At 66.4% G+C, this 13,511-nt stretch carries 15 protein-coding genes; 10 read left to right on the top strand and 5 right to left on the bottom strand.

Annotated elements, in window-relative coordinates:
* Positions 1-215: 215 nt before the first annotated feature.
* The 4 genes from MRBLMD1_RS17595 (at position 216) to MRBLMD1_RS17580 (ending at position 3,268) form a co-directional block, all read left to right on the top strand.
* Positions 216-827 carry a DMP19 family protein gene (locus tag MRBLMD1_RS17595; RefSeq protein ID WP_364401955.1) on the top strand — a complete coding sequence of 204 codons (612 nt, stop codon included), beginning with the start codon at positions 216-218 and terminating at the stop codon, positions 825-827.
* A gap of 164 nt (positions 828-991) precedes the next feature.
* Positions 992-1,702: a protein tyrosine phosphatase gene (locus MRBLMD1_RS17590; RefSeq protein ID WP_364401952.1), complete on the top strand. Its 711-nt coding sequence runs from the start codon at positions 992-994 to the stop codon at positions 1,700-1,702.
* A gap of 170 nt (positions 1,703-1,872) precedes the next feature.
* The gene (locus MRBLMD1_RS17585; RefSeq protein ID WP_159630300.1) at positions 1,873-2,451 is read left to right on the top strand and encodes an RNA polymerase sigma factor; all 579 of its coding nucleotides are present in this window, start codon (positions 1,873-1,875) and stop codon (positions 2,449-2,451) included.
* Positions 2,444-3,268 (top strand): hypothetical protein, encoded by an 825-nt coding sequence (locus MRBLMD1_RS17580; protein ID WP_364401950.1) that lies wholly within the window; start codon positions 2,444-2,446, stop codon positions 3,266-3,268. The genes MRBLMD1_RS17585 and MRBLMD1_RS17580 overlap by 8 nt, the downstream gene beginning before the upstream one ends.
* Before the next feature lie 36 nt (positions 3,269-3,304).
* Here the strand turns inward: MRBLMD1_RS17580 and MRBLMD1_RS17575 are convergent, their stop codons facing one another.
* Entirely contained in the window at positions 3,305-3,859 is a 555-nt protein-coding gene (locus MRBLMD1_RS17575) for a hypothetical protein (RefSeq protein WP_364401947.1), read from the bottom strand.
* Between the two features lie 237 nt (positions 3,860-4,096).
* Here MRBLMD1_RS17575 and MRBLMD1_RS17570 point away from each other — a divergent pair, with 237 nt between their 5' ends.
* Positions 4,097-4,597, top strand: coding sequence for a sigma-70 family RNA polymerase sigma factor (locus MRBLMD1_RS17570; protein WP_364401944.1), 501 nt, complete (start codon positions 4,097-4,099; stop codon positions 4,595-4,597).
* Positions 4,594-5,268, top strand: coding sequence for an anti-sigma factor family protein (locus MRBLMD1_RS17565; RefSeq protein WP_224023327.1), 675 nt, complete (start codon positions 4,594-4,596; stop codon positions 5,266-5,268). Before MRBLMD1_RS17570 ends, MRBLMD1_RS17565 begins: the two co-directional genes overlap by 4 nt.
* Here the strand turns inward: MRBLMD1_RS17565 and MRBLMD1_RS17560 are convergent.
* Positions 5,265-5,783: an SRPBCC family protein gene (locus MRBLMD1_RS17560; protein WP_364401941.1), complete on the bottom strand. Its 519-nt coding sequence runs from the start codon at positions 5,781-5,783 to the stop codon at positions 5,265-5,267. The two genes, MRBLMD1_RS17565 and MRBLMD1_RS17560, sit on opposite strands and share 4 nt — an antisense overlap.
* Positions 5,784-5,810: 27 nt before the next feature.
* Positions 5,811-6,629, bottom strand: a complete 819-nt coding sequence (locus MRBLMD1_RS17555; protein ID WP_159635027.1) for a DUF1206 domain-containing protein — start codon at positions 6,627-6,629, stop codon at positions 5,811-5,813.
* A 216-nt stretch (positions 6,630-6,845) separates the two neighbouring features.
* Between MRBLMD1_RS17555 and MRBLMD1_RS17550 the strand changes: the two genes are divergently transcribed.
* Positions 6,846-8,426 carry a hypothetical protein gene (locus MRBLMD1_RS17550; protein WP_307491759.1) on the top strand — a complete coding sequence of 527 codons (1,581 nt, stop codon included), beginning with the start codon at positions 6,846-6,848 and terminating at the stop codon, positions 8,424-8,426.
* A 5-nt stretch (positions 8,427-8,431) separates the two neighbouring features.
* The gene (locus tag MRBLMD1_RS17545) at positions 8,432-8,878 is read left to right on the top strand and encodes a hypothetical protein (protein WP_364401938.1); all 447 of its coding nucleotides are present in this window, start codon (positions 8,432-8,434) and stop codon (positions 8,876-8,878) included.
* A 21-nt stretch (positions 8,879-8,899) separates the two neighbouring features.
* Here MRBLMD1_RS17545 and trmB read toward each other — a convergent pair whose 3' ends face one another.
* Entirely contained in the window at positions 8,900-9,823 is a 924-nt protein-coding gene (gene trmB / locus MRBLMD1_RS17540; RefSeq protein ID WP_224023319.1) for a tRNA (guanosine(46)-N7)-methyltransferase TrmB, read from the bottom strand.
* A 78-nt stretch (positions 9,824-9,901) separates the two neighbouring features.
* The gene (locus MRBLMD1_RS17535; protein ID WP_364401934.1) at positions 9,902-10,300 is read right to left on the bottom strand and encodes a hypothetical protein; all 399 of its coding nucleotides are present in this window, start codon (positions 10,298-10,300) and stop codon (positions 9,902-9,904) included.
* Between the two features lie 233 nt (positions 10,301-10,533).
* Here MRBLMD1_RS17535 and MRBLMD1_RS17530 point away from each other — a divergent pair, with 233 nt between their 5' ends.
* Both MRBLMD1_RS17530 and MRBLMD1_RS17525 read left to right on the top strand, forming a co-directional pair.
* On the top strand, positions 10,534-11,880 hold the full coding sequence (locus tag MRBLMD1_RS17530; RefSeq protein WP_364401931.1) for an MFS transporter: 1,347 nt from the start codon (positions 10,534-10,536) through the stop codon (positions 11,878-11,880).
* A gap of 172 nt (positions 11,881-12,052) precedes the next feature.
* Positions 12,053-13,435, top strand: a complete 1,383-nt coding sequence (locus tag MRBLMD1_RS17525; protein ID WP_364401928.1) for an exodeoxyribonuclease VII large subunit — start codon at positions 12,053-12,055, stop codon at positions 13,433-13,435.
* Positions 13,436-13,511 lie beyond the last annotated feature (76 nt).

Raw genomic sequence — 13,511 nt, 5'->3', positions numbered from 1 at the left:
GCGCTACTTTCGGCAGGCCACGGCGGAGCCGGGTCCGGTGGGTGGTTATCTGATCCATCTTAGTTCGCCGGGCGGCACCCCCATGCCCGACGGGTGCCTGCCCTGGTGGTCCCGAAAACTTCGCTTGACGTTCATTTCCTTCCCGATGCTGCCGTGAACCGGCCGTCGTAGCGTGAAAGCGTCCGGAGCACCACCACCGCCCAGCAAGGATTGCCATGACCATCACGCCCCAGCCCGTCGTCCTGACCAGCAGCAGTATCGGAGGCAGGGACGAGGAGGTGGTGGAGGCCAACGCGGCCATCATCGATGCGATGCGCAAGGCCACGCTGCGGCTGGAGGACATGTCTCCGGTGGCCGTCCGAAGCTGCCTGGTGGACTTCTACCTGTCGCAGGCGCTGGAGGGCGGCTTCGCGCAGTACGCCGTCATGGCGGGTGGCCGGATCGCCACGGACCCGCTGGTCCGCGAAGGCATGGCTGGGATGGGCGCCACCGCGCACCTGGACCTGTTCAACCGGGCCGCGGAGGCTTACCGCGTGCTGACCGCCGGAACCGAAGCGTCCTACCTGGCCGGCGGTGCCGGTGACAGCGGGGCCGTTGCCGGCGCCCTCCTCCGGGTCGGGGAGCTTGACGGCGAGTTCGAGGAACTGCTGGAGCGCGAGAACATCACTGCCTTGAATGCCCGGTGGCTGCGCGGCCAGCCGGACCTGCTGGTGCTGGACGACGAGGAAGTGGGACCGTACATCCAGCGGCTCGCTGCCATGGTTCCTGACTTGGCCGAACGTAAAGCAGTTGGTTCCTCAGCTCTGCGGATCGCCGGAGCGCCGTGAAACAGCCGGAGCGGACCGGCGCTCCGAAACGCTTCCAGGGATGGGGAGGCCGAAAAAGAAATTTCCAAACCCCGTAACCTTTCCGCAACCGCAGGCGATGTAGTCAGTGATGGGTCCGCCCGGCGGGCCCAATCCGATGTGTTGTCTAGGTTTTGGAGAAGTAAATGTCTGTATTCACCGTTCTCGCCACCAGCAAAGTCGCCGCCGGAGTCCTGGCCGCCGGAACCCTGGCAGTAGGAGGAACCGGCGCCGCCGCCGTCTCCGGTGCCCTCCCCACCCAGGCCCAGCAGACCGCCCACGAACTTTTCGGTGCGCCGGCCCCCAAGCTTGCAGCCGAAGCAGCAGCTGACGCCCAGGCCACCCCGGCCCCTACCGCCACCGCCGCCGTCTCCGACGCCCTGAAGAGCGCCGACGCCACCGCAGAGGCCACTGCCAAGGCTTCCGCGTCCGCTGAGGCATCTGACGAAAAGGCCGGCGCTGACGTAAGCGGTTCCGCCACGGCCAACACCGCCGTTGACGCGGCCGGCCCTGCAGCCCTGGGTCTCTGCACCGCCTTCACCCACGGCGGCCTGGACGCTTCCTCCAAGGCATTCTCCTCGCTGTCCATCGCTGCCAAGGGCGACGCCAACATCAAGAGCTACTGCACCGACGTCGTGGCCAAGGCCGACGCCGCAGCCAAGGCCGGTGCCGAGGGCAAGGGTTCCGCGTCCGTTGACGCCACCAAGCCTGAGGTCCCCGCCGTTCCGTCCGCTCCCGCAGTACCTGCCGTCCCGGCCGTTCCGGGTGTGGACGGCGCGGACACCGTTCCCGCTGTTCCTGCTGTTCCCGCCGTGGGCGGCAACACCGTCCACACCCCGTCAGTTTCGGCCCGCTAAGGCTCATTGGCTAGTCTGGACTGCGGCTGCGGCCGCAGTCCGGGCAGCCGGGCGGGGCGCGCACCTTTGGAAAAGCGCCCCTGGCAAACCCGCAAAAAGGCAGCCGGAATACCACGGGGACTGGCAGTCCGAACCGGAAACCGGGACCAGGCGCGAGCCCGGGCCCCGGGATGGAGGAGCCGCTGGTGCTGGACACTTTGGCCCAAGAAGAGATCGACATATTCGACAACGCAGCCGGAACTGATCCGGCCGTGTTGTTCGCTGCTGCCTATCGAACCTTCGCGGGCCCGGTCCACGGGTACCTCAAAGCGCGCGGACTCGATGACCCCGAGGCCGTTACCCAGGACGTCTTCCTGGCTTTCTACTCCAGGATCGGCACGCTCACGGGCGGCCTGCAGGGCGCAAAATCGCTGATCTTCTCAATTGCCCACGCGCGCATGGTGGACCACTACCGGCGGGTGGAGCGCAGGCCGCAGCTGACACCGTACGACCCCCAGCACGACGGCCGGACCACGCCGTCCGCGGAGGACCACGCCGTGGAACTGACGGCCGGAGCCGAAGCCATGCTGGACGGGCTCAGCGAAGAACACCAGGAGGTCCTGGCCCTTCGCGTCGTGGCGGACCTGTCCATCGACCAGGTGGCCGCCATCATGGGCAAGAGCGCCGGAGCCATCAAGCAGCTCCAGCGCCGGGCCCTGCAAAACCTCAAGGCACAAACGCTCAAGAGAAACCAGGCACATCATGAGTGACACCGCAGGATCCCGCAACCAGGGGGCTGTTGACCAGCTTCTGCTGGAGGCAGGCGTGGACGGCGACGGCCAGCTCCGTGACGCCCTGCTCAACCTGCGTGCCCTGGCGGCAGAGGCCCCGGCACCCTCCGCCGAAATCGCAGCGCTGATGGCAGGCACGCCAACTGCCGCCACCACCGTGCTTCCCGTTGGTGTGCCGGCCGCCACCACCATGCTTCCCACCACCGGGGCCACCGCTGAGGGCGGGGCAGCTCAACCCGGCACAGCCCAACCCAGCGCAGCTCAATTCAGGCCAGTGAAACCGGCTGATGAACTCGCGGCCCGCCGCAGGGCCAAGCGCCGCATCACCCTCACCACGCTCTCGGTGGCTGCCTCGCTCGCTGCCGGAGGTGCAGTGGCTGCGGCCTCCGACCAAGGCTTCCGCGACTCCATCTCCCAGCTGAACCAGGCCGTCACCTCGTTCGTGACTGGTTCCGCGGCGGCACCTGCCGGCAACGACACCAAACAGGCTCCGGTGCCCGTTCCGGCAGGACCCCGGCCGTCGGCAACCAGCAGCGCGGATGCCGTCCCACCGGCACCCGCGCCCGCCTCTGCCCCTGCCGCCGCGGCGCCGTCGGGCGTTCCGGCGCGGCAGGGAAACACCCCCACTCACGGGACGGCTACGCAGAAGCCTGCCCAGGTTCCCGCGGAGCCTGCCCTGCCCACCGACGTGTCAGGGGACGTCAGGAAGGGCCTGGAACAGGGCCCCAAGCTGCCCGTTCCGTTGCCCACTGAGATCCCGCTCCCGGACAAGACCCCGGACGTTTCCCTGAAGTAGGACAGGCGCCTGGCAGTTCCTGGCAGGCAGTTTTGCCTAGTAACCCTGGGCCGGCGCTGCCTTGACCATGGCTCCCGACGGGTCGGACAGGTACCAGACTCCGCCCACGCCCTGGCCCAGGACGTCGCCCGGCTTAGTGTCCTTTGCGAAGTAGTAGAGGGGCATGCCGTTCAAGGTCACCTGTTTCTTGCCGTCAGGCGTGGTGATGGTGCCCAGCTTCCCGGTCACTCCCTCTGCGGTGGGGGCTCCCGACGTGGTGGTCAGCGGCGGCCACTGGACCAGGCAGGAGCCGGTGCAGGCGCTGCTGCCGGAGTCCTTGGTGTCCTTGGTGAAGAAGTAGAGGCTCATGCCCTTCGCGTCCACCACGATGCTGCCTTCCGGAGAGGAGCCTGTTTTAAGCTCGACGGCGGCACTCGCCTTCGATGACTGCGCAGAGCCCGATGACGGTGCGGTGGATGCGGCACCGGAAGATGACGCGCCAGTGGTGGCCGGGGCCGTGGCCGACGGGGTGGTGCCGGCGTTGCTGCCGCAACCGGCGAGGGCTGCCGCCAGGGCCAGGATGGCAAGTCCTGCCCCGAGATGCTGTTTCATGGTGTGCTCCTTGGCTGTGTGCTTTCGTGGCTGGTGCCTCTTCGGCCGCGCCCGGCTCTGGATCATGGGGCGCTAACCCCTACGACGCCTCCGGGTAAAGAATGGTTCACAGGTACGCTGTGGCGCTGTCCGATTGAACCGATTCCTGCTCCCTGTCGTGGTAACAGCCGGGAGTGCAGATGCCGTGGCGTTCCCCGCGGGCAGTGATGTGTCCAGGACAGTGACGGGAGGAGCGGGATGCCGCTCGACGACAACGTGGTGGAGGCCATCTACCGTGAACATGGCAGCGCCCTGCGCCGGTTCGTGCTCAGCGCCACCCGGGATCCGCAGCTCGCGGAGGACGTGGTCCAGGAAACAGTGCTCCGCGTCTGGCAGCATGCCCCGGACATCAACGGCAGCTTCCGCAGTTACTTGTACCGCACAGCCAGGAACATCATGATCGACAACTACCGCCGGAGCCAGCGCCGCCCGCACGAGGCGCTGGAAAGCAGCCTTACCGACCCCGCCGAGGTGATGGGCCGCGTTGACGAGCTGCTCAACCGGGTCCTGATGGAGGAAGCGCTGCTGCGGCTGAGCAAGGAACACCGGGACGTCCTGGTGGCCCTGCATTACCGCCGGTTTACCGTCAACGAGGCGGCGGTCCAGCTCAACATCCCCAGCGGCACCGTCAAGTCCCGCGCCTATTACGCCCTGCGGGCCCTGCGCACCATCCTGGACGAGATGGGGGTGGACCGGTGAACACCAACCCGCACCACCTGCTGGGCGCCTACGTCCTGGGCGGCCTTGACGCCGCCGACCTCACCCTGTTCGAGGCGCATCTCCAGGACTGCGCCGCCTGCCGCAAGGAACTGGCCGTACTGGAAAAAGTGCCCATGCTCCTGGATTCCCTTCCCGTTCCTGACGCCGTGGCGCTCAGCGGCGTTCCGGGCAGCAGCGCCGTGCCCGGCGGCAGCGAGGGAACTGATGCCAACGCCCCGGCGCGCCTGTTCAACGAACTGGCGCGCCGGCGTCGGACCATACGACGGCGGTGGGTGGCTATAGCGGGGGCTGTTGCCGCCGCGTGCCTGGCTGTGGGCCTGGCCGTGGGGCCCCTGCTTGTCAGGCCGCCGCAGCCGGATGCCACTTATTCCGTGGCGTCCGGCGGAGGGCTCCAGGTGAACATCGACATGGCCCGGAAGACCTGGGGGACCGAACTTGCAGTCAGCGGCAGCAGCCTGCCGGCGGAAGGGACCCTTTCGCTGTGGGTGCGGGACCGGGCGGGCACGGAGGACCGGGCCTGCGCCTGGACCGCTACCCCCAGCGGAAAGGTCAAGGTCACCGGGGCGACGCCCATCCAGCTGGGCAGCATCTCGAGCGTCGAACTGCGCGACGGCGCCCAGCGGGCCGTGGCGGTCATCACCGTTCCCTAGGGGTGCGGGTTGCCGGCCTGGTCGGCGGCTTCACCGGCATGTCCCAGGGCCCGGAATTCCGCCACCAGGGCGGGGTCCTCGCAGGCGCGGGCGAAGGCCTCGATCCGGCGTTCGATCTCGTAGCCCAGCAGCCAGCTGCCAATCCCTTCCATAAGGGGCCGGAGCAAAGCCGGACGGCATGAAAAGGTGTACTTCCAGACGGCCCGGGTGCCGCCGTCGTCCGCCGTGAACCGCCAGCCTCCGCCAAAGTTCGTGAAGAACCACGGGCCGGCCACCATGGTCATGCCGACGTTCCGAGGCGGTGCGTAGGAGACGTACTGGCTCACCATCACCAGGCCCAGCCGGGATCTGGTCCGGGTGCGGACGCCCTTTCCCGCCGCACGTGCTCCGTCAAGGAAGCCCTGGGCGGAAATAAAGGGGTCCCACTTGAGCCGGAAGTCTCCCGTGGTCTGGGAGAGGGCGAACGCAGTCTCCGGATCGATACGGATAAAACGCTCAGCGCGTACTTGGGGCATGCCCCAACCTAACCACGGCGCGGGGTGTTACTTGGTCATTTTCGCCAGCCGGGCTCGCATGATCATGTACGCGCCGTAGCAGACCAGCCCGGCTCCCACCGCGGCCAAGAGATAGGGGCCCATGGGCTGGTCGCGGAGTGCACGCAGGCCGCCGTCCAGGCCGGTGGAGTCCTCCGGGTGCTCCTTGATGGTGGCGATGACGATGAGCAGCCCCGTCAGCAGCAGTACCAGACCCTTGGCCAGGTAGCCGGCAATGCCCAGGGACAGCACGGCGGTCCGGGCCGCGCCGGCGGCAGGCATCCGCAGCTGCTTCTCGAAGCTTCGCTTGGGCCCCCGCATGCCGTAGGCAACCCCCGTAACAGCGACTGCCAGGCCGATCACGACCAGCAGTGCCACGCCGCCGGGGGCAGACATCATGGAAACGGTGAAGTCGCTGGTGGCCTTGCGGTTGTCATCGCCGGTACCCGTCCCCGTGGCGAAATGCCACAGTGTTAACGCCAGCACCGCATACACGATTGCCTGCAGCGCGGCCTTGGCTTTGTTCTTGACCTTTTTCTTGGTGGCCTGGTGGTTGAAGTCGAAAATCGCGTCACCGGCCTGCCACAGTGACAAGGCTGCGCAGGCGGCAAAGCTTCCCCACAGCAGGAACGGACCCACAGGCATGGTGGCAAGCTCGGCCACGGCACCGCTGAAATCGGCGTGTCCGGTGCCGCCCATGGCCAGGCGGATGGCGATGGCACCCACCAGCAGGTGCAGGATGCCGCTGGCCGCGAACCCTGACCGGGCCAGGAACTCAAGGACCCGCGAATTGGTGACGTCCTCAGCCTTGTCAACGACCTGCTTCAGTTCTTCTTTGATCGTCTTTCCTTTGGACAGGCGCGGTAGCGCGCCGGTGTGCGTGCCCTTCTTACAAGGCCAATCGTCCCACGCCGCCGGGGCACCGAACAGTCGGGCGGGCACAGTCCGGGCGATGGGGAGGGATCCCCATCGCCCGGTTCCGGCACCTGTGCAACCATAAGGACCAGCGATTGACACGTACCGCACTCTTTCCCGGGGGAAACCATGACTTTTTACGGAGCAGACATCAGCCAGTTGCGGGCGCTGGCCAAGGCCGCGGACCAGGCAGCATCACTGTTGAGCAGCCGCGCAGGGTCCCTGCACAGCCAGATCCAGTCCGCGCCGTGGAAGGGCCGGGACGGTGAACGCTTCCGCCAGGAGTGGAGTGCCAGCCACCGTCCCAGCCTGGACAAAGTGGTGGCAAGCCTGCGGGAAAACTCAAAAATCCTGATGAAGCATGCCGACGAGCAGGAAAAAGCGTCCACGGCCGGCACCGGGGGTTCCGGCGGCAGCACCTGGGACCGGCTCACCTCAATGGCCGCGCAGGCGAAGGAGTGGTTCAAGGAAAGGGCCGAAGAGGCCAGGGCGGCTGCCGAACACCGGCGGGAGCTCGAAACGGGTCTGGACCGGATGCTCAACGCCAGCCCGGAAGAGCAGGCGAAGTGGTGGGCCGGCCTGTCCGATGCCGACCGGGCGTACCTGATCCAGGGCGAGGGCAGCGACGGCCCGTTCGCCGAGGACCTCATGCGCATGGACGGCGGCATTCCGGCGTCCGCGCAGGAGCTGGCAAAACAGCACCTGCAGGAACTGGCCAAAGCTGACATCCCGGTCTACACGGAAACGGGCAAGGCCTCCATCGAAGCCCGGGTTGCCTGGGTCCACGGCGGCGCCGAGGTGGGGACCGAAGTGGTGGAGAACGCCGACGGCTCCGCCACCATGAAGGTGTACGGAAACATGGGCCTGGGCGTTAACGACGCCAGCGGCACGGCGGGTGCGACGCTCACCGGAGAGGTCTCCCGCGAGTACACGTTCGGCAGCGTGGAGGAAGCCATGGCTGCCCGCGAGCAGATGTACCGCGACCTCCCGCCGGACAGCATCGGTGAAATCAAGGATGTGGCCGGCAACCCGCCCGGATACATCCTGGACACCATCAATGACGCGGCGAAGGACAACGGGTCCACCGGACAGACGGACAAGGCCAAGGGCACGTTCTCGCTCGACGCCAGCGGCGAGTCCGGAACGGCGTCCGGCGGGGCGAAGCTCGATCTTGCGTATGAGCGGAACCTGACGGACGGTACGTCCACAGCCAGCGGGGAGGTCTCCGCCCAGGGCCAGCTCAAGCTGGACGGCCGGGTCTTCGAGGCCTCCGGCAAGGGCGGCCTGCAGGTCAACATGGACAAGGACAACAACATCGATTCCGTGTCCGTCTCCATGGACGGGACCGTGGCCCAGGGCGTCACGTCCGGTGTGAAGACCGAGGCTGCGAAGTTCGATTCAACCGTGACGGCCGGTACCCAGGGCAGCGTCAAGATCGATGTCGATTACTCCCCGGAGAACCGCCCGGTCATCGACAGCTACCTGCGCAACGTGGCCCTGGGCAACGATGCCGGTGCCGCCCGCGATGCCGCCCGGCTCTACGAGGCCGGCTCCGCCACCGTGCAGGTGAACTCCGTGGTCACGGCCACCAACGAGGCCGGGTTCGACGTCAAGGTGGGTGAAGTGGACGTCAAGACCGAGAACCAGGCCACCACCAATGTGTCCACGTACTATAAAGTCCCCAACGACACCAAGCTCGAGAGGCTCTGAAACCAATGTCAGTGCACATCGAATCCCCGCTGGGCTTCACCGCAGATTTTCCCGAGCATACCCAGGTCCTGGAGGATTCCACGGCCGGGTCCAACAGCGAACAGTACGGCCTGCTCGGCGGCGTCCTGGTCACCCTGATCAAGGATGACACCTCCGTGCAGGATGCGCCGCAGGCCAACGGCTGGGCGCACCTGATGGCGGACTTCTACCTTGAAGACCGCGGCGGCACCCTCCTGGCGGAGGGCGAGCTGAACCTGCCCGGCAAGGCCGCTTACGCCGTGGTGGTGGGATATGACGACGACGGCGGGCCGGCCAAGGTGGCAGCCACCGTGGGCGTGTGGGAAAGCGGCCGGTTCATCGGTGTCGTGGTCGTCTGGCCCTATATGAACCCGGAGGCGGAACCGCGCCTGGACATGCTCAAGGAGATCGTGGCCGCCATCAACGTGGGCTAGGAGCGTTTCCCGGTCTGCCGCTCAGCGGCGCCGGTAGCAGAGATCGAAGATCAGCCGCCCGGCCTCGTGGGCCTTTGCCTCGAAGCTGGTCCGGATCCTGCCCTCGAAGCGGGGAGCCCAGCCGCCTGTTTCGTCCACGCCCTCGTTGGGTCCGGTGTGTTCCGTGCTGACCGGGGCGCGTCCCTCACGCACCGGCGCCCCGCCCACCACCGATTCGACGCCGGACTGCCACACCTGCGTCAGGGGGCTTTCGGGGCCGCGGCGCTCGCCGGTGTGCAGGTTTTCGAAGTCCCCTGAACCCGCCATGACGTCCCGGACATGGACGGCGTAGTTTGACCAGTCGGTGGCGATCCGGAACAGGCCTCCGGGCTTCAGCGCCCGTGCCGCAAGCCCGGCGAACTCGGGCTGGATGAGGCGGCGCTTGTGGTGCCGCGACTTGTGCCAGGGGTCCGGGAAGAAGACCCAGAGTTCGCTGACCGAGCCTTCGGGCAGCATGGTGGCCAGGACCTCGGGTGCGTTCGCTTCCACCACGCGGACGTTGTTCAAGCCCCTGCTGTTGATCTTGATGATCGTGTTGGCCAGCCCCGGCGTGTAGACCTCCACGGCCAGGAAGTTGGTGTCCGGGTTCTGTTCCGCCGCATGGCAGATGGCGTCGCCGAGTCCGGATCCGATCTCGACGATGAGCGGCGCTTCACGGCCGAATTCCGCGGCGGCGTCAAAGGTGTAATCGGGGTGGACCGAGGTGTTGGCTACATGCCGTGGCACGTCGACTGCCCACCGCTCGGCGTGCTCGGCCCAGGCAGCCTGCCGGCGGCCCTGCAGCCTGGTGCCGCGGCGCACAAAACTGACGGGGCGGCCGCCGTACGTGCCGAAGGAGGCCTGGGTGCCGGGCGTGACAGGCCGCGGGACATGCGGCTGCTGGGGGTTTTCAGGGGATTCGCTCATCCCTTCCAGAATAGCGCCGCGGGGACGGCGGACGATCGGAGCGCCGTGAAGACACCTGGGCCCGGAGCACTCCGATGCTCAGAACACGCCTATGAGGTCGAGGGCGGGACCGAGTGCCAGGGCGAAGACCACACCGCAGATGCAGAGGGCAACTGCCGCCGCGGACCGGCTTCCAGATCCCCGCGGCAACTGTTTCAGCGCTGGGAGTGAAAGCCGGAGACCGAGGAAGGCAAAGAGGAGAGGCAGGCTGAACAGCACGAAGGGAGCTGCCCAGGGAGTGCGCGAGTAGCCGTTGTCCGAATACGTCAGGAGCATGGCCAGCCCGGCGAACGGTCCGGTCAGGAGCATGCTGACCGGGGCAAGGATCGCCAGGACCAGGCTGTTCGTCGCTTTATGGCCGGGTGCTCCCGGCGGCTGGCCAGGGCCGCCATGGACGGGAGGCGGCCCCGTCCCGTCCGCCGGTGCGTTCTCCGGCACTGTGCTCTCCAACTTTGTGCCCTCCAGTGGTCCACCCTTCAGCGCCCGGCTCTCGGGCGGGGCGGGGCGTGATTCCGGCTGCGGTGTCGTTTCCATGGTGCTCCCGTTGTAAGGTGCGGCCAGGTGCGTGGCCGCGGCTGGTAACAACCTACGAATCTGCCTGGAGCGCCGGAAGGTGCGCGCGTCCGTATGTGGAAAACTCCGCGCTGGTGCCCGCCTGCAAGAATGGGCGGATGACCGACGCAACGAATGCCGAACCGGGGATGCAGCAGCGAAGGGCTGATTCCGGGGAAGCCCATGGCCGGACCAGGACGGGCAGCAGCCTGGTGGACCTCAGCACCCTGGTGGATGCAGAAATTGATGAGCTGCCGGCTGCGGAACCCACCCGCGTGGGCAGCCGGCGCGCCCTGGCCTACCTGGGTGTGTGCCTGGTCCTGATCGGCCTGAACCTGCGCAGCGTCTTTTCCAGCCTCTCCGCCGTCCTGCCGGAAGTGACATCGCAAGCCGGGCTGCCCGGTTGGTCCGTGGTGGTGCTGACCACGGTTCCCGTGACACTGCTGGGCGTCTTCGCGCCGGTCGCCCCGGTCCTGGCCCGGCGGTTCGGCGCGGAGCGTGTGCTGCTGGGCGCCATGGCACTGCTGACCGCTGGACTGCTGCTGCGGCCGGTGGACACCGGTGCAGCCGCCGCCGGTTCGGGCCACCTGCCGGCCCTCCTCGTTGGAACGGCGGCCTGCGGAGCGGCAATCGCCCTGTGCAACGTGCTCCTCCCCGGACTGGTGAAGCGCGACTTCCCGCACCGGCTGGGGCTCATGGGCGGCCTCTACACCACCGCGATCTGCGCATCAGCCGCCCTCGGGGCCGGCTTCACCTACCCGGTCTACACGGTGACGGGGGAGTGGACCAAGGCGCTGTGGGTCTGGGCGCTGCCCGCCGCCGTCGTCCTCCTGTTGTTCCTTCCCGTTGCCGTGCGGCAGGGAAGTGTCCGGCACCAGGCCGTCAAGGACGGCGTCAATGTGTGGCGCTCACCGGTCGCCTGGCAGGTCACCATCTTCATGGTGCTGCAGGCCATGATGTCCTTCAGCGGCTTCGCCTGGCTGGCGCCCATCCTCCGGGAACGGGGCGTGGACGGGGCCACCGCAGGGCTGATCGTTGCCGTGTGCATCGTGCTGCAAATGCTGGGATCCCTGTTCGCCCCCGCCCTGGCCGCGAGGTTCCGGGACCAGCGCGCCATCAACACGGTTGTAGCGTTGATGACCGGCGGGGGATTCGTACTGAGCATCCTCGGCCCCCTCAACCTCATCTGGGTGTGGGCCGGCCTGCTCGGACTGGGGCAGGGAAGCCTCACCGCCGCGGCCCTGACCCTGATCATGCTCCGCACCCGCGACGGGCACACCGCAGCCCACCTCTCCGGCATGATGCAGGGCGTGGGCTACGGAGTGGGCTCCACGGGCACCCTCATGGTGGGCCAGCTCCACCAGGCAACGGGATCCTTCGTTCCCGCCGGGATCCTGTTTATGGTGGTGGGCCTGCTCGCGGCGGTCTTTGGCTACCGGTCCGGCCGGAACCGGTTCGTGGAGTAGGAGCGTTCCCGCACTTTGGGATGTGACAGGAGAATGTCCGGGCTTCCGCCTACGTTGGTGCTGAACGCAGAAGCCAACGGGTATTGGGGAGACGGAATTGGAAACAATGAGGCCTGCCGGCCAGCAAAAGACGCGTGCTTTCGGGAGGGACCTAAGCTGCATCGAGGAGGTCTTGAGCGGAGTCAAAAATTCGCTCGGAACATCTCCCACATCGATCTCCGGTGAATGCAGGGAGCCAAAGAGGACCGGCACCGATTGGTACTTTGAACTGGCAGATATCCAAAACGGTAAGGTTCACGTCCTTCCTGCCCGCATTGAGGCCCGGAACGCGGCAACGATCAGCAGATACCTGCAGGGCAGGGGGACATCCATCACGCAGGCCCTCCAGACGGGCAATTTGCTGGAACTAGAGGCGACCCCAACCTTGGACCGTCGGAAGAAGCTAATCCTCGACGTCACAAAAATATCCCTGCGTTTCAGCCGCACCGGCCCTATCTACGTTCGTGACCAGAGGACGATGCAACAGCTTGCACACGCCGGTGTTCCTTTGTGCAGGCTGGATCGAGACCGAATACACGCCCCGATTGGTGGTGCGATGAAGCTTCTTCCTGCGACATTGCGCCGTGTACTGGTAATCGGATCGGAAAAAAGCCAAGGTCTGGCAGATTTCAAGGAAAGTGTGGACCGCGCACAGCAAAGCGGTGACCTCGATGTCCAGTATCAATCAGTGACATGGAGTCGTGATTCGGCGCCCACGGACCTTGCATCCATACTCGCCAATTGCGAAGCAGACGCTTTCGACCTCGCGGTACTCGTCCGCGGCGGTGGTCATTGGAGCGATTTGCACGTCTTCAACGATCCATCGGTTGCCCTTGCTGTCCGCAACTGTCCAGTTCCGATTGCAACGGCTGTTGGGCATACAACCGACGTTCTTATGGCTGACCGGGCAGCTGACTTTTCCTTTACGACGCCAACAGCAGCCGGAGAGGCCATCAGGCGGGAGGTGGTCCGGCGCTCAATGGCACGCGAGAAACCGCCAGCAGCGAACATTCAGAGTTCCGCTGCTCTATTCGAGGCCAAGCGCCGCCGCTACGAAGCCCAGCTCCAGGAGCGGGATGCCGCCTTGAAGGTGAGCCGGCTCAAGCTCAGCGAAAGCCAACAAGCAACCGGATACTTCGAAAACCAGTTGCGCGAGTGTGCCGCTTCCCATACCGGAGACCTCATCCTGCTTGCAGAGCGAAGGGTGCAGCTGCTGTCCATCCTGTGGTTTGCAGCGACTCTTGGTGCTCTGATGGCATACCTGATCGCCTTACCGGCGGTGTTGGAGAGTTTGGGGTACGGCTCCGCATTCGTACAGTCCTCACTATCCATGGCCGGACTGCTTGCTGCCGCTGCCTTGCTCCGAACCACTCACCGGAGCCGTAAAGCCATGCGGATGCCTGCCGAAAAGCCTATGAAGAACCCTCCGGCGAGCTTCAATGAGTGGCGGCACATGGCCAGAAATGTGGTTACCGTTCGAGGTCTTCGCAGGGCCATACGTCACCGACCATGGTGAGGCCGCGGCTGGCCCAGGAGGAAAGGACATTTATGGCTGTTGCATGCTTCCTACGAGGCTGGCTGAGTCATTAGGG

Source organism: Pseudarthrobacter sp. LMD1-1-1.1 (assembly GCF_040676255.1).
GTDB lineage: Bacteria > Actinomycetota > Actinomycetes > Actinomycetales > Micrococcaceae > Arthrobacter.
Note: the sequence above shows the minus strand (reverse complement) of the source record. Positions and strands in the feature narration are given on the sequence as shown.